13 protein-coding genes are annotated in these 14,701 nt (G+C 69.9%); all 13 read right to left on the bottom strand.

The features are described 5' to 3' along the window. Positions 1-413: 413 nt before the first annotated feature. The 13 genes from ASC91_RS28630 to ASC91_RS28570 all read right to left on the bottom strand — a co-directional run bounded on the left by ASC91_RS28630 (position 414) and on the right by ASC91_RS28570 (position 14,696). A complete protein-coding gene (locus ASC91_RS28630; protein ID WP_056205678.1) occupies positions 414-2,006 on the bottom strand; it encodes a DUF4139 domain-containing protein in 1,593 nt (530 codons plus the stop codon). 87 nt (positions 2,007-2,093) lie between these two features. Beyond that, a complete protein-coding gene (locus ASC91_RS28625; protein ID WP_056205676.1) occupies positions 2,094-3,149 on the bottom strand; it encodes an adenosine deaminase in 1,056 nt (351 codons plus the stop codon). 25 nt (positions 3,150-3,174) lie between these two features. Continuing rightward, positions 3,175-4,311 (bottom strand): BMP family ABC transporter substrate-binding protein, encoded by a 1,137-nt coding sequence (locus ASC91_RS28620; RefSeq protein ID WP_056205674.1) that lies wholly within the window; start codon positions 4,309-4,311, stop codon positions 3,175-3,177. A gap of 35 nt (positions 4,312-4,346) precedes the next feature. Beyond that, positions 4,347-5,267 (bottom strand): ABC transporter permease, encoded by a 921-nt coding sequence (locus ASC91_RS28615; RefSeq protein WP_056205672.1) that lies wholly within the window; start codon positions 5,265-5,267, stop codon positions 4,347-4,349. After that, entirely contained in the window at positions 5,264-6,343 is a 1,080-nt protein-coding gene (locus tag ASC91_RS28610) for an ABC transporter permease (protein ID WP_056205669.1), read from the bottom strand. The genes ASC91_RS28615 and ASC91_RS28610 overlap by 4 nt, the downstream gene beginning before the upstream one ends. Further along, positions 6,330-7,853 carry an ABC transporter ATP-binding protein gene (locus tag ASC91_RS28605; protein WP_056205667.1) on the bottom strand — a complete coding sequence of 508 codons (1,524 nt, stop codon included), beginning with the start codon at positions 7,851-7,853 and terminating at the stop codon, positions 6,330-6,332. Before ASC91_RS28605 ends, ASC91_RS28610 begins: the two co-directional genes overlap by 14 nt. Before the next feature lie 19 nt (positions 7,854-7,872). Continuing rightward, positions 7,873-8,727 (bottom strand): hypothetical protein, encoded by an 855-nt coding sequence (locus tag ASC91_RS28600; protein ID WP_056205666.1) that lies wholly within the window; start codon positions 8,725-8,727, stop codon positions 7,873-7,875. A gap of 138 nt (positions 8,728-8,865) precedes the next feature. Continuing rightward, positions 8,866-9,558: a GntR family transcriptional regulator gene (locus ASC91_RS28595; protein WP_056205664.1), complete on the bottom strand. Its 693-nt coding sequence runs from the start codon at positions 9,556-9,558 to the stop codon at positions 8,866-8,868. After that, the gene (gene hpxZ / locus ASC91_RS28590; protein WP_200955366.1) at positions 9,555-9,995 is read right to left on the bottom strand and encodes an oxalurate catabolism protein HpxZ; all 441 of its coding nucleotides are present in this window, start codon (positions 9,993-9,995) and stop codon (positions 9,555-9,557) included. Before hpxZ ends, ASC91_RS28595 begins: the two co-directional genes overlap by 4 nt. Next, positions 9,992-11,794, bottom strand: coding sequence for an allophanate hydrolase (gene atzF / locus ASC91_RS28585; RefSeq protein WP_056205660.1), 1,803 nt, complete (start codon positions 11,792-11,794; stop codon positions 9,992-9,994). The genes hpxZ and atzF overlap by 4 nt, the downstream gene beginning before the upstream one ends. Then, the gene (locus ASC91_RS28580; protein WP_056205655.1) at positions 11,791-12,465 is read right to left on the bottom strand and encodes a cysteine hydrolase family protein; all 675 of its coding nucleotides are present in this window, start codon (positions 12,463-12,465) and stop codon (positions 11,791-11,793) included. The genes atzF and ASC91_RS28580 overlap by 4 nt, the downstream gene beginning before the upstream one ends. Next, on the bottom strand, positions 12,462-13,994 hold the full coding sequence (locus ASC91_RS28575) for an ABC transporter ATP-binding protein (protein ID WP_056205654.1): 1,533 nt from the start codon (positions 13,992-13,994) through the stop codon (positions 12,462-12,464). The genes ASC91_RS28580 and ASC91_RS28575 overlap by 4 nt, the downstream gene beginning before the upstream one ends. 9 nt (positions 13,995-14,003) lie before the next feature. After that, the gene (locus ASC91_RS28570; protein ID WP_056205651.1) at positions 14,004-14,696 is read right to left on the bottom strand and encodes a cysteine hydrolase family protein; all 693 of its coding nucleotides are present in this window, start codon (positions 14,694-14,696) and stop codon (positions 14,004-14,006) included. Positions 14,697-14,701 lie beyond the last annotated feature (5 nt).

Raw genomic sequence — 14,701 nt, 5'->3', positions numbered from 1 at the left:
GGTTCACGCAGTTCGACCTGCGCGAGCCGACGTTGGACACTTGAGAAGGTGTTACCCATGTCCTGGCACGGGTGTTACCCATGTCTCCGGTCTATACAAGCGACCAAAAAGAAGGCAAAAAGTCGCCCCCGATCCGCCCGCCCCTCCGCTGCGCTGCAGGGTTCCCTGCGCTGCTCAGGCCTTGAGGGCCTGCGCAAAACTCGCGCCGCTACGCTCTGCTCAAACAGTTGCGCGGAGTCAGTTCTTGAAGCGAGCTGCGCTCGCGCCCTCAAGGCCTTGCGCTGCTCGGCGGGCTCAGAGGGGGTGTGATGGAACAGCCGGCAACAACCGGCGGTCGGGCTTGGCTGTCGTCCGCCGGGACGAACTCCCGGCACGGCCCGTCGCGGCGAGCGAAAGTCGCCAACTCAACCCGCTCAACGCGGCAACCCTGTTACCTGCGCCTCCTTCGGCGCACTGATCACATAGTCCGCCATGAACCGCTGGCTGGCTCCCGCCGCCAGAGGCTGCTCCCACATCACCAGCCCTGCCTGCTTGCGCCACGCCTGAGTCGTCGGCGCCGGGCTGAATTGAGACTGCACCTTGATGTCCTCGTGTTGCGACACGGGCGCGGCCTCGATGAGCTGCAGGGTCACCGTGCCCGCCGTGTGGCGGTTCTCGACGACGTAGGCCCGGCCATAGCGGTGCTCTGCTCGCGTGCTGATGAAGCCGGTGTTGCCGGCATTGCGCTGCTCGGGCTCAACCAGCACGCGCAGCGCGTCGTCGCGGCCGAAGGGCAGCTCCAGGCGCTCGTCGCCGCTGGCGATATTGAACAGGGTGCTGCCCACCAGCGCGCCGTCGCGCACCAGTTGCACGGCGCCGCGTGGCCAGGCGCCGGCGGGTTTGGCGGCGTCGGCCACGAGATAGGCGGCAGCCTCGCTTTGCGGCTGCACGCGGGCCAGCACCTTGGCCTGCAGCTTCTCGCTGCCGAGCGTCAGGCTGGCGCGCTGCGTGCCGCTGTCGACGTTGACGCGCAGCGGCAGCACGAATTCGGTCGCGTAGCTGCCCTCGAACACCCCGAGGTCGAAGCGCTCCAGCTTGCCTGCCGCCTCTTCGGCGGTGGCCCGGCTGACGAGGGTGGCCCGTTGGCCGGTCACGACCACCGATTCGGCAACTGACATCGCGGGTGCCGGCACGCGGGCGGTCGCCAGGTCGAGCTGCCAAGGCCGGGGCGAGCCGGGCCCGACCTTCTGAGCCACCTGCGCCGTTGTCAGCCGCAGCTTCACATTCTTCCAGTCCTCGCCGCTTTGCTGCGACACCTGGGCCAGGCGCTCCAGGTTCAGCGCGCCCGTGGCCGTGTCGAGCAGTGCGCGGTAGCTCGGCGCCCAGCCGGCCTGCGTCACGCGGTAGCTCAGCTTCAGCTCGGCCTCGCGCACGGTGGACAGCCGCAGGCGCAGGCTGCGCCATTGCGGGTTGGCTGCGGCCACGTGGTCGCGCTCGGCCTTGAGCGGGGCGAGCTGCTTGTCCAGGTCTTCCAGCTGGCGGCGGATGGCGGCTTGGCGCAGCAGGCCCTCCAACGCGGTCTTGCGGATCGTGTCTGCCGTCGCGCCGATGCCTGTGGCCGGTGTGGCCCGTGCCTCGCCAGCGCCCAGGGCCTTGAGGTAGCCGAGGCCGGTGTCCAGTGCGCTTGACTCGGCGGTCAGCGTGTCGCGCTGGCCCTCCAGCTTGCGGACCTGTTCATCCAGCGGGCTTTGCGCGCACTCGGGCACGCGCTCGCGCGGCAGCGTCTCCAGTTGCACCGGCCCGAGGTTGACGCCGGCGGGCGCCTCGATCTGCAGCGAGTCAGGGTCGAAGCGGGCCGACAGGCAGCTCAGCACCAGCTCGCGCGCGCCGGCCGCGACCGTGGCCAGCCGCGTGACCTGGGAGCCGCCCGGGTAGACGAGGACTTCGTCGATGTGTGATGCCGGTGCGGCTGCCAGTACGCTGCCAGCCCCCAGGGCGGTGGCCAGGCTGAAAACGGTCGATTTCATGTTGTTGCTCCCCAGGCGAACGCGCCCACGCGGCGCGGAAGTTAACACCGGGTGAGGCGAGCTGCGGCGAACCGCAGTGGCCGGCTCCTAGACCACCGCCCGCGCGAACTCGGCGTTCAGCGCCGCCACCCACGGGGCGCGGGCCGGCAGTGGCAGGAAGCTCGCTTCGAGGCTGTTGCGCAGCAGCTGATAAGCCTCGCGCGCGCCCCATTGAGGCAGAGCGTCGAACAGCGCCGACAGGTTCTTGTTGAGGTAGCCGCCGAAGTAGGCCGGATCGTCGGAGTTGATGGTCACGGCCAGGCCGGCGGCCAGCAGCTGTGGCAGCGGGTGCATGGCCAGGTCGGGCACGACGCAGAGCTTGACGTTGGACAGCGGGCAGACCGTCAGCGGCATGCGCTCAAGCGCAAGGCGATGCATCAGCGCCGGGCTCTCTATGGCCCGCACGCCATGGTCGATGCGCTCCACGCGCAGCAGGTCCAGGGCCTCTTCGATGTAGGTCGGTGGCCCCTCCTCGCCGGCATGGGCCACGCGGTGCAGGCCCAGTTCGGCGCAGCGCACGAACACGCGCGTGAACTTGCTGGGCGGGTTGCCGCGCTCCGAGCTGTCCAGCCCGACGCCGATGAAATGCGCGCGGTAGGGCAGGGCTTGTTCCAGCGTGGCGAAGGCGTCGGCCTCGCTCAGGTGGCGCAGGAAGCACAGGATGAGCGCGGCGCTGACGCCCAGCTTTTCGCGCGCATCGGTGCAGGCGCGCGACAGGCCCTGGATGACCGTGCCCATGGGCACACCGCGCGCCGTGTGCGTCTGCGGGTCGAAGAACAGCTCGGCATGGACGACGTGGTCGCGGGCGGCCTTCTCGAAGTAGGCCCAGGCCATGTCGTAGAAGTCCTGCTCGTGCAGCAGCACGCTGGCTCCGGCGTAGTAGATGTCCAGGAAGCTCTGCAGGTCGGTGAAGGCATAGGCCGCGCGCAGCGCCTCCACGCTGGCATAGGGCAGCGCCACGCCGTTGCGCGCCGCCAGCGCAAAGATCAGCTCGGGCTCCAGCGAGCCCTCGATGTGGATGTGCAGCTCGGCCTTGGGGCTGCGTGCCAGCAGGCCGGAAAGGGCTGAGCGCGGGATGCGGTCGAAGTCGATATCGGTAGGCATGCGCTCAGTGTCCCCGGTCAGGGCTTTACTTCGAACCTGGAACTTTGCCCTCGACGCCCTTGACGAAGAACTTGATGCCGCCCAGGAAGGCATCGTCCGCCACGGCATCCTTGGCCAGCACTTCCTTGCCGGTGTTGTCGACCAGCGGGCCCTTCCAGATCGAGAAGCTGCCGTCCTTGAGGCCGGCCTTGACCTGCTCGACCTTGGCCTTGGCCTCGGCCGGCACGTCGTCGGCGAGGGAGACGATGTCGATGGCGCCTTCCTTCACGCCCCACCAGGCCTTGCCGGTGGCCCACTTGCCGTCCAGCGCGTCGCGCGTGGCCTTGATGTAGTACGGTGCCCAGTTGATGACGGCCGAAGCCAGGTGGGCCTTGGGGCCGTAGGCCTTCATGTCGGAGTCCCAGCCGAAGGCGCGCTTGCCCTTTTCCTCGGCGGTCTTGAGCACCGCGGCGGAGTCGGTGTTCTGCATCAGCACGTCGGCGCCGCCGTTGATCAGCGCGGTGGCGGCCTCGGTTTCCTTCGGCGGGTCGAACCACTCGTTGACCCAGACCACCTTGGTCTTGATCTTGGGGTTCACGCTCTGCGCGCCCAGCGTGAAGCTGTTGATGTTGCGGATGACCTCGGGGATGGGGATGGAGCCGACCACGCCCAGGGTGTTGGTCTTGGTCATGGACCCGGCGATGACGCCGGCCAGGTAGGCGCCCTCGTAGGTGCGGCTGTCGTAGGTGCGCAGGTTCTCGGCCGTCTTGTAGCCGGTGGCGTGCTCGAACTTCACGTCCTTGTGCTCGGCCGCGACCTTGAGCATGGGCTCCATGTAGCCGAAGGTGGTGCCGAACACCAGCTTGTTGCCCTGGCCCACCAGGTCGTTGAAGACGCGTTCGGCGTCGGCGGCCTCGGGCACTTTCTCGACGAAGCTGGTGGCGATCTTGTCGCCGAACTCCTTCTCCAACGCCTTGCGGGCGTTGTCGTGCGCAAACGTCCAGCCGCCGTCACCCACCGGGCCGACGTAGGCGAAGGCGATCTTCAGCGGCTCGGGTTTGGCGACGGCGGCGGACGCGGGCAGCGCGGCGGCGGGGGGCTCTTCCTTCTTGGAGCAGCCCGCGAGTGCGGCGGCGGCCAGTGCGGCAAGCGCGAAGGTCCGGCGGGTGGCAAGGGATGTCATGCGTTTCTCCTGGGTGAGCGGTTGAGACAAGGAATTCAATGGCCGGGTTTGAAAGGCTTGCCAAGCGACGCCGGCATGTTGGCCTTGATCCAGGCCGGGTTGCGCGAGATCAGCACCAGCACGGCGATGGTGGCGAGGTAGGGCAGCATGCTCAGCCAGTGGCTGGAGATGGCGATGCCTTCGCTTTGCAGGTGGAACTGCAGCATCGTCACGCCGCCGAACAGGTAGGCCCCGAGCAGCACGCGGGCCGGCCGCCAGGTGGCGAAGGTGGTCAGCGCCAGTGCGATCCAGCCCTTGCCGGCCACCATGCCCTCCACCCACAGCGGCGTGTAGATGAGGGACAGGTAGGCGCCGGCCAGGCCGCACAGCGCGCCGCCGGCGGCCACGGCGGCGAGGCGGATGCGCCGCACCGGGTAGCCCAGCGCATGGGCCGACTCAGGCGACTCGCCCACCGCGCGCAGCACCAGCCCCGCCCGCGTGCGGTACAGGAAGAAGTGCAGCGCCACCGCCAGCGCCATGGCCAGGTAGACGACCGGGTGGTGCTCGAACAGCGCCTTGCCCAGCACCGGCAAATCGGCCAGGCCGGGTAGGGCCCAGTGCGCCCGCTCGGCCAGCCGCTGCTGCGTGTACTCGATGCCCACGAAGGCCGAGAAGCCGGCGCCGAACAGGCTCAGCGCCAGCCCGGTGGCGTATTGGTTGGTGTTGAGCCAGATCACCAGCAGCCCGAAGAACAGCGACAGCACGACGCCCGCCGCCATGCCGGCGATGAAGCCCAGCAGATCGGAGCCGCTGTGTACCGCGGTGGCAAAGCCGGCGATGGCCGCCACCAGCATCAGCCCCTCGGTGCCCAGGTTGACGATGCCGGCACGCTCATTGATCAGCAGGCCCAGGCCGGCGATGGCCAGCACGGTGCCGGCGCTCAGCGTGGCGGCAATGAGCAAGGCAATCTCGTTCATGCCGCCGTCCTCGTCTTGGCCGCAGCCACCCAGCGCATGCGGTATTGCAGTCCGTGGTCGCAGGCCAGCAGCGTGAATAGCAATACGCCCTGGAACACGCTGGTCAGCGCCTTGGGCAGGCCCATGCGGCTCTGAGCCAGCTCGCCGCCGATGTAGAACATGCTCATCAGCACCGACGAGAACACGATGCCCACCGGATGCAGCCGGCCGACGAAGGCCACGATGATGGCCGCGAACCCATAGCCCACCGGCACGTAAGGCGTCAGCTGCCCCAGCGGCCCGGCCACCTCGAAGGCGCCTGCCAGCCCCGCCATGCCGCCGGAGAGCAGCAGCGCCGTCCACAGCGCGCTGCGCGACGAGAAGCCGGCATAGCGCGCGGCGGCCGGGGCAATGCCGCCGACCGTCAACGCATAGCCGCGGTAGGTGCGGAACTGGAACACCGCGAAGGCCGCCACGGCCAGCAGCGCGATGACCACGCCCACGTTCATACGCAACCCGTTCACCAGGCGCGGCAGCCGCGTCGAGGCCGCGAACAGCACGGTCTGCGGGAAGTTGTAGCCGTCGGGGTCCTTCCAGGGCCCGTAGACGAGGTAGTTCAGCAGCAGCGTGGCCACATAGACCAGCATCAGGCTGACCAGGATCTCGTTGGTGTTGAAGCGGTCGCGCAGCAGCGCCACGACGCCGGCCCACAACATGCCGCCCGCGACACCGCCCAGCAGCACCGGCACGACGAACCAGGCGGAGGTGTCCGGCCCGGCCTGCATGGCCACCCAGCCGGCGCCCAGAGCGCCGAGCACGAACTGGCCCTCGGCGCCGATGTTCCAGATGTTGGCGCGAAAGCACACCGCCAGGCCCAGGGCGATCAGTGCCAGCGGCACGGCCTTGACGCTGAGTTCCGACAGTGCCCGGCCATTCTTCAGCGGCTCGACGAAGAACAGCCGCAACGCCTGCAGCGGGTCCTTGCCCAGGGCCGTGAACAGCAGCACGCCGATGACCACGGTGAGCGCCAGCGCCAGCAGCGGCGCGGCCACGGCCAGTAGCATGGAGGTTTGCGTGCGCGGCTCAAGCCTGAGCATGGACGAGCTCCTCTGCAGTCGCGGGCCACAGCCCCGACATCCATTCGCCGACCTGCTCGCGCGTGGCTGCCGCGATGGGCACCGACGGCGACAGCCGGCCGTCGGCGATGACGTGCAGCCGGTCGCAGATCTCGAACAACTCGTCCAGCTCCTCGCTGAACACCAGCAGCGCGCAGCCCTGGTTGCGCAGCCGCAGCAGCTCGCCGCGTATCTGCGCGGCGGCGCCCACGTCCACGCCCCAGGTGGGCTGGGCAATGATCAGCAGCTGCGGGCTCGCATCGATCTCGCGGCCGACGATGAACTTCTGCAGGTTGCCGCCCGACAGCGTACGGGCCGTCGCGTCGGGGCCCGAGGCCTTGACGCGGAAGTTGTCGATCAGCTTGGCCGCCAGCCGGCGCGCCTGGGCGATGCGTATCCAGCCACCCCGGCCCACCGCCTCGGTGCGCGTCAGCAGCGTGTTCATGGCCAGCGACAGCGTCGGTACCGCGCCGCGGCCCAAGCGCTCCTCGGGCACGAAGTGCAGCCCGGCGGCGCGGCGCCGGCCCGGCGTGGCGCGGGCGATGTCCTGGTCGAAGAGCTGGATGGTCCCTGCCGCCGCGCGCGGGTCCTCGCCTGACAGCGCCGCGAGCAGCTCCTGCTGGCCGTTGCCCGACACGCCCGCCACGCCGACGATCTCGCCGGCGCAGACGTCGAAGGCGATGTCCTTGAGCGTGACGCCGAAAGGGTCGAGCTGCTCAAGGCCAAGTTCAGCCACGCGCAGCACGTGTGCGCCGCGCTGGCCTTCGCGGGCGGTGAGCACCGGCGCATCGGCGCCAATCATCAGCCGCGACAGGCTGGCGTTGCTCTCTTGCCGCGGGTCCACCTCGCCCACCACGCGACCGCCGCGCAGCACCGTGCAGTGATCGCACAGCGAGCGGATCTCATGCAGCTTGTGGCTGATGTAGAGGATGGAGCAGCCCTCGCCGCTCAGCTTGCGCAGCGTCACGAACAGGCTTTCGACGGCCTGCGGCGTCAGCACCGAGGTGGGCTCGTCCAGGATCAGCAGCTGCGGCTTGGTCAGCAGCGCGCGCACGATCTCGACGCGCTGGCGCTCGCCGACACTGAGCGTGTGCACCGGGCGGGCCGGGTCCACGTACAGGCCGTACTGCGCCGACACCACCCGCGTCTGCTCGGCCACCTCGGCCAGCGAGCCCGACTTGTCCAGCCCCAGCCAGATGTTCTCGGCGGCGGTCAGCGTGTCGAACAGCGAGAAGTGCTGGTAGACCATGCTGATGCCCAGCGCGCGGGCCTGCGCCGGGCTGGCCACTTCGACCTCGCGGCCGTTCCAGGCGATCTGCCCGGCGTCCGGCTTGGTGGCGCCGTAGATGATCTTCATCAGCGTCGACTTGCCCGCGCCGTTCTCGCCGAGAACGGCGTGGATCTGCCCCGGCGCCACCTTGAGATGGATGTCGTCGTTGGCCCGAACGCCGGGGTATTGCTTGGTGATGCCGATCAATTCAAGGCGAGACATGCCGGACGTCGCGGGAACTTCAGAAGTGGTATTCCGCGCGGATCATCGGCGTCTTTGCGAATGCGCCGCTGCCGGCCGGACCCTTGTACGGGTTGCCGAACTTGTTGCGCCAGTACTGGTACTCCAGCCCCACCTTGAACTTGTTCGGCGTCGCGCCGGTGGCGGCGCCCACGTCGTACATGATCTGGCCGTCGAAGTTGGTCTCGGGGCCTGTTGCGCCGCCGAACTCGTCCGTGCCCTTGCTGGCGATGTAGTTGGCAAAGCCTTCGAAGGCCAGGGGCAGCTTGCCCAGCGGGATGCTCCAGGCCGCCGTCAGCATCACATGGCTCTTGTAGTCGTAGCGCGGCGTCGCCGTGCCGCTGAACTTGTTGTACGGCGCGTTGCTTTCCTTCAGCAGCAGCAGGCTGACGTTGAGGAAGCCAGGCACATCCATCATCAACGTGGGGCCGAGCACGAGCATCTGCTTGCGCGAGTTGTAGCCGGCATCCACCTTCACGTTGGCATCGAAGCCGGCGGTGAGACCCACGCCACGGACGGGGCCGAAGGCGATGGGGCTGCCGGTGATCTTGCCGAAGTCCAGCGTGTGGCGATAGACGATGTAGACCTCGCTGGCGCCGCTGCCGGAGTTGGGGCTGGACGGGTCCTTCTTGTCGGACAGCAGCAGGTCGACGTTGAAGAAGTTGGTGCCGTAGGCGTAGCCGCTGGCATGGTTGAGGTCGAGGATGTTCTTGTGGATGTCGTTCGTGCCGAAGGGCTCGGCGAACTTGGTGCCGTAGCGGTAGCCGATGGAGGTGTCGGCCCAGTCGGCGGCCTGGGTGGCGCCGGCGGCGAAGGCGGCGAGGGCGGTGCAAAGCAGGCGTGCGGTGGGTTTCAAGGCAAAGCTCCTAGGGGGTGGATGAAGAACGCGTGAATTGACTCTTGGCGGCCGGCATCGCCATGGCCGCTCGCACGAACCGGCATCGTGGGCTCATGCAATTCATGTGCCATTCGCATGCCCAGGAGCCGCGTGGCATCAGCTGCTCCGCCTGGCGCGGTAAAGCATGTCGAGCGTGATGTGCCGCACTTCGAGCTTGCTCTGCTGGATGTGGGCGCGCAGCAGGCGCTGGGCTTCGTCGGTGCGCCGCCGCGTGATGGTGCGCAGGATGCGGGCATGCTCGTCGTAGGTTGCATCCACGCGCGCGGGTTTGGTGAAGTCCAGCCGCCGGATGATGCGGATGCGCTCGGTGATTTCCCTGTGCACGCGGACCATCTCGCGGTTGCCGCTGCCCTGCACCAGCAGCGCATGGAAGCGCTCGTCCAGCGCCCCTACCTCTGCCGCGTCGGCCAGGCGCTCGGCAGGCGGCACCATCCAGATGTCGGCCAGTTGCTGCAGCTCGGGCCGTTGCTCGTGCTCGCAGAGGTGGCGTGCGGCCTCGCACTCGATGAGGGTGCGCAGGTCGTAGAGCTCGTCCATCACGTCGAAGTCCAGCGGCGCCACCTGCCAACCCAGGCGCGGCAGCAGCTGCAGGAAGCCCTCGCGCTCCAGCCGCTGCAAGGCGGCGCGCAGCGGCGTGCGGCTGACGACGACGCGCTGCGCCAACTCGGTCTCGGAGACGCGGTCGCCGGGCATCAGCGCAAAGTCAAAGATCATCTGCTTGAGCCGTACATAGGCCTGGTCGGCCAGGCTCGGGGCTTCGGCGGGCGGGGTGGGGGCGGGCTGGGTCACGGCAAGGTCGCGGGAGTCTCGGGCTCCACGATTGTTGGCGTGCCGCAGGCGAAGGGAATCATGCTGACGTGGGCCGCCACGATGCGCCAGCCCTCGGGCAGCCGCACCCAGGTCTGCGTCTGGAAGCCGCGCAGCGGCGTGTCGCTGCGCACGAACTCGACCTGCGCCACCGCCATGTCGGGACCGAAGGCGTGCAGGCGCAGGTGCTCCAGCCGCCGCGTGAAGGCCGGCGCGGGCGTGGCGGCGCGGTAGGCCTCCAGCTCGGCGATGCCCCATTGCCGGTCGGCGATGCCGTAGCGCGTGACGCGCGCGTCCTGCCAGAAGAAGGCGTTGAGCGCGGCCACGTCATTGCCCATCAGCGCCTGCTCGTAGGCGTCGAACACGGCGCGCAGCTCGGCCAGCACGGCCGGTTCGTCGACGTGGCGCGGGTCCATCATGGCGCGGCAAGGAAGGCGCGCCAGCCGCCGTGATGGCTGATGTCGGGTGCGCCCAGCAGCGCGGCGCCTTCGCAGATGAAGCCCTTGACCCAGCGGCCGTCGGCCAGCTCCAGATTGCCGAGACCCAGCGGCGGCGGGATCAGCGCCAGCAGCGAGCCGACGCTGGCCACCGGCAGTTCGTAGACCTCCACCTCGATGGCGTGGCCGGCCTCGCCTTCAGGCACACGGGCCAGGCCGGGCTTGGGCGGTACGGTGCCTGGCAGTGCGTGCAGGCGGTAGCGCGGCGCGGTCTGCGTGCGCGCCTGCAGCCGCGCGCCGCGCTCCTGCAGCTGGCCATGCAGCGGCAGGCCTTGCAAATGGGCGCCGACGACGGCCAGCAGCAGCGTCGGCTCGGCTCGGGGCAGGGCTTGCACGTGGCGGTCGGCCGGGCGGGCCTCGCGCAGGCGCGCGCCCAGCAGCGCGGGGCCGGCGGCCTCCCAGCGCAGCCCGAAGTCGACCAACGCCGCGTCGGCCCCGCCGGGGGCGATCAGCGTGATGCCGAAGGGCAGCGGGGATGGGTCATCGGGCAGTTGGCAAGGCAGGGCCAGCGCCGACCAGCCCAGCAGGTTGACGAAGTTGGTGTAGCGGCCCAGCTCGCTGTTGCGCAGCACCGGCTCGGCGGCCACGGCGGCGCGCGTGGGGCAGGTGGGCGCGGTGGGCACGAGCAGCGCATCGACCTGTTGCCACAGGCTTTGCAACTCGGCGCGCAGGCTTTCAAGCTTGTAGCGGCCACGGAAGGCCGCCACCGCGTCGTGGTTGCCCCCCTGCGTGATGACGCGGGCCACGGTGGGGTCGAACGCCTCGGGTTCGGCGGCGAGCAGGTTGTCGACCACGCTCAGCCGCTCGGCCACCCAGGGGCCTTCGTACAGCAGCTTGGCGACTTCGAAAAGCGGCTCGAAGTCCAGCACCACCAGCTCGGCGCCCATCTCGCGGGCGCGGGCCTGCGCGGCGTCGAAGGCGGCTGGCCAGCCCAGGGCGGCGTCGCAGCCGGGCTCCAGCGGCACGCCCAGGCGCAGCGCTGCGCGGGCGCCGCCCAGCCACGGCGGGCGCGGCGCGGCGACGTGGAAGCGCGCCTCGTCGCCTTCCGCGCCCTCGAGCAGCGAGAAGGCCAGTGCCGCGTCGGCCACGGTCAGCGCGAACACGCTCACCACGTCCAGTGTGCGGCAGGCCGGCAGCACGCCGCGCATGGGCACGCTGCCCGGCGTGGGCTTCAGGCCCACGAGGTGGTTGAAGCCGGCCGGTACGCGGCCCGAGCCGGCGGTGTCGGTGCCCAGGGCCAGCGGTACCAGGCCCCGCGCCACCACCGAGGCCGAGCCCGAGCTGGAGCCACCGCTCACGTATTCCGGCGCGAAGCTATTGGGCACTTCGCCGTAGGGCGAACGGGTACCTACCAGGCCGGTGGCGAACTGGTCGAGGTTGGTCTTGCCGACGACGATGGCGCCGGCCGCCTGCAGGCGCTGCACGCAGGTGGCCGAGTGCTCGGGTTGGTGGGCGAAGGCCGGGCAGGCGGCCGTGGTGGGCATGCCGGCGACGTCGATGTTGTCCTTCACCGCCAGCGGCACACCCCACAGCGGTGTGGCGGGCCCGCGCGGCGGCAGCGCGGCGAGCTGGGCGACGAGCTGCTCGGGCGTGCAGACGTGGATCCACGCAGGGTCGGTGGGTTGCAGCCGGGCCAGCAGATCGGTCAGCAGGATGTAGGGGCCTGCGCCAGCGGCGTAGGCGGCCTGCCAGTCGGCGACGGTGTGCAGGGTTTCGGTCATGTGATCGCTTCGATGACTGCGCTCGACGGCGCTGCCCAGCCGACGATGGCGCCCTGGGCCGTCAGCATGGCCAGCGCGGCGGCCTTGAATTCGGGGAAGTAGCTGGCGGAGCCGTCTTCGATCAGCAGGCACTCGTAGCCGCGGTCGTTCGCTTCGCGCATCGACGTCTGCACGCAGACCTCGGTCGTGACGCCCATGAAGAGCAGGTGGGTGATGCCGCGCTCCTTCAGCAGCGCGTCCACCGGCGTGGCGTAGAACATGCCCTTGCCGGGTTTGTCCACCACCAGTTCGCCCGGCAGCGGCGCCAGCTCGGGAATGATCTCGGCGCCGGGCTCGCCGGCAATCAGGACGCGGCCCATGGGCCCGACGTCGCCGATGCGCAGCGACGGCTGGCCGCGCAGCCGCTTGGCCGGCGGGCAGTCGCTGAGGTCGGGGCGGTGGGCCTCGCGGGTGTGCAGCACCACAGCTTCGATGGCACGCCAGGCGTCGAGCATGCGGCGCACGGCCGGCACGATGGCCTGCAGCCGCGTCACGTCGTTGCCCAGGCTGGCGCCGAAGCCGCCGGGCTCGATGAAGTCGCGCTGCATGTCGATGACGACCAGCGCCGTGTGCGCCGGGTTGAAGGTGTAGGGAAAGGGTTGCGCGGTTGCCAGCGTGAGCAGCGTGTTCATGCGTGCCCCTTCCCACCCATGAATTCGCCGAGCGACTGGCGCGTGGCCTCGGCGGCCGGCACGTCGTGCACGATACGGCCTTCGCTCATGACGACGATGCGGTCGGCCAGCGCCAGCAGCTCGTCCAGGTCTTCGCTGACGAGCAGCACGGCCGCACCCCGGTTGCGTGCGGCCGTCAGGCGGCCGTGGATCTCGGCGACGGCGGCGAAGTCCAGCCCGAAGACGGGGTTGCTGACCAGCAGCAGCTCGGACTCGCCGGCCAGCTCGCGGGCCAGCACGGCGCGCTGCACGTTGCCGCCCGACAGCGTGCGGATGGCGGCGCGCTCGCCCTGGGTCTTGACGCCGTACTCGGCGATCCATTCGCGCGCACGCTGGCGCAGCGCGCCCCAGCGCACCAGGCCGCCGCGCGCCCAGGGTGCCTCGTCGAAGCTGCGCAGCGCCATGTTCTGCGCCACGCTCAAGGGGCCGACGCAGGCATTGGCCAGCGGCTCCTCGGGCAGGCTGCGCACTTTTCGGGCGCGGTTCTCGGCGCGGCGGGCCAGGAAGGGCTGGTCGTCCACCATCACCCGGCCGGCGAGGCGGGCGCGCTGGCCCACCAGGGCCTGCATCAGCTCGCGCTGGCCGTTGCCGCTGACGCCGGCAATGCCGACGATCTCGCCGCGCCGCACGTCCAGGCTCAGGGCACGCACGGCGGGCTCGCCGCGGTCGCCCATCACGTCCAAAGCCTCGATGGCGAGCTTGACCTCACCGGGCGGGCGCGTTTCGCGCACCCACGTCGGGCTCATGACCGCGCTGCGGCCCTCGCCCACCATCGCAGTGGCCAGGCTGTCGGGCGTGCAGTCGGCCACCGCGCCGGTGGCCGCCAGCGCCCCCTTGCGCAGCACGCTCACGTCGTCGGCATAGGCCATCACCTCGCGGAACTTGTGCGTGATCATCAGCACCGAGCAGGCCATCGCATGCGCCTGCTCGCGCAGCGCGCCCAGCACCTCGTCGGCCTCCTGCGGCGTCAGCACCGAGGTGGGCTCGTCGAGGATGAGCAGGCGCGGCTTGAGGAAGAGCTGCTTGAGGATTTCGAGCTTCTGCCTCTCGCCGGCCGACAGCTCGCCGGGCCAGGCGTCCAGCGGCAGGCGAAAGGGCGCCGTGTCCATGAAGGCCTGCAGCTCGGCGCGGGCAGCCTTCCAGTCCACGACCATGGGCAGGTGGCCGCGCGCCAGCAGCAGGTTCTCGGCGACGCTCATGCCGGGCACGACGGTGAAGTGCTGGTAGACCATGCCCAGGCCGAGGTCGCGGGCCACGACCGGCGAGGCGATCTCGCGCTCGCGGCCGTCCACCAGCACGGCGCCGTCGTCGGGGCGGTGGTAGCCGACGATGGCCTTCACCAGCGTGCTTTTGCCCGCGCCGTTCTCGCCCAGCAGCGCATGCACGGTGCCGGGCCGCACGGTGAGGGAGACGTCATCCAGCGCCGTGAAGCTGCCGAAGCGCTTGGTGAGGCGGTAGGTATCGAGCTGCAGGGCGTGCGGGTGGGACATGGCCGCGGCTCAGAGTTGCGCCAGCAGGTCGAGCACGGCGGCCGAGTCGGCCACCGCGCCGAACACGCCGCCCTGCATCTGGATCATGTTGAGCGCGGCGGCGTGGTTGCCAGGATCGGTGGCGCCGGTGCAGTCCGACAGCATCAGGCACTCGAAGCCGCGGTCGTTGGCCTCGCGCATGGTCGTGTGCACGCACACGTCGGTGGTGATGCCGGTGAGGATGAGGTTGCGGATGCCGCGCGTGTGCAGGATCAGCTCCAGGTCGGTCGCGCAGAAGCTGCCCTTGCCGGGCTTGTCGATGACGGGCTCGCCCGCGGCGGGGTAGAGCTCGGGAATGATGTCCCAGCCCGGTTCGCCGCGTACGAGGATGCGGCCGCAGGGGCCGGCGTCGCCGATGCCGCGGCCCGCGGTGCCAATCTGCCGCGAGCGCCACAGCTTGTTGGCCGGCAGGTCGGACAGGTCGGGGCGGTGGCCCTCGCGGGTGTGGATGACGTGCATGCCTTTGCGGCGCGCGGCGGCCAGCAGCACCTTCAGCGGGGCGATGGGCGCGCGCGTCAGTGACAGGTCGTAGCCCATCTTGTCGACGTAGCCACCGATGCCGCAGAAGTCGGTCTGCATGTCGATGATGACCAGCGCCGTGTTGTTCGGGCTGATGTTGCCGTCGAAGGGCCAGGCATAGGGTTTTGAACGCAGGGTCGGCATGGTCG

The organism is Pelomonas sp. Root1237, assembly GCF_001425055.1.
GTDB lineage: Bacteria > Pseudomonadota > Gammaproteobacteria > Burkholderiales > Burkholderiaceae_C > Pelomonas.
The sequence above is the reverse complement of the archived record's forward strand: the minus strand, read 5'-3'. Positions and strand labels throughout refer to the sequence as shown.

Excerpts from the sequence above, each read along its gene's own strand:
- hpxZ (WP_200955366.1), bottom strand. The coding sequence starts at position 9,995 with ATGATGGACCCGCGCCACGTCGACGAACCGGCCGTGCTGGCCGAGCTG.
- atzF (WP_056205660.1), bottom strand. The coding sequence starts at position 11,794 with ATGACCGAAACCCTGCACACCGTCGCCGACTGGCAGGCCGCCTACGCC.
- ASC91_RS28575 (WP_056205654.1), bottom strand. The coding sequence starts at position 13,994 with ATGTCCCACCCGCACGCCCTGCAGCTCGATACCTACCGCCTCACCAAG.
- ASC91_RS28570 (WP_056205651.1), bottom strand. The coding sequence starts at position 14,696 with ATGCCGACCCTGCGTTCAAAACCCTATGCCTGGCCCTTCGACGGCAAC.
- ASC91_RS28630 (WP_056205678.1), bottom strand. The coding sequence starts at position 2,006 with ATGAAATCGACCGTTTTCAGCCTGGCCACCGCCCTGGGGGCTGGCAGC.
- ASC91_RS28615 (WP_056205672.1), bottom strand. The coding sequence starts at position 5,267 with ATGAACGAGATTGCCTTGCTCATTGCCGCCACGCTGAGCGCCGGCACC.
- ASC91_RS28580 (WP_056205655.1), bottom strand. The coding sequence starts at position 12,465 with ATGAACACGCTGCTCACGCTGGCAACCGCGCAACCCTTTCCCTACACC.
- ASC91_RS28625 (WP_056205676.1), bottom strand. The coding sequence starts at position 3,149 with ATGCCTACCGATATCGACTTCGACCGCATCCCGCGCTCAGCCCTTTCC.
- ASC91_RS28620 (WP_056205674.1), bottom strand. The coding sequence starts at position 4,311 with ATGACATCCCTTGCCACCCGCCGGACCTTCGCGCTTGCCGCACTGGCC.
- ASC91_RS28610 (WP_056205669.1), bottom strand. The coding sequence starts at position 6,343 with ATGCTCAGGCTTGAGCCGCGCACGCAAACCTCCATGCTACTGGCCGTG.
- ASC91_RS28605 (WP_056205667.1), bottom strand. The coding sequence starts at position 7,853 with ATGTCTCGCCTTGAATTGATCGGCATCACCAAGCAATACCCCGGCGTT.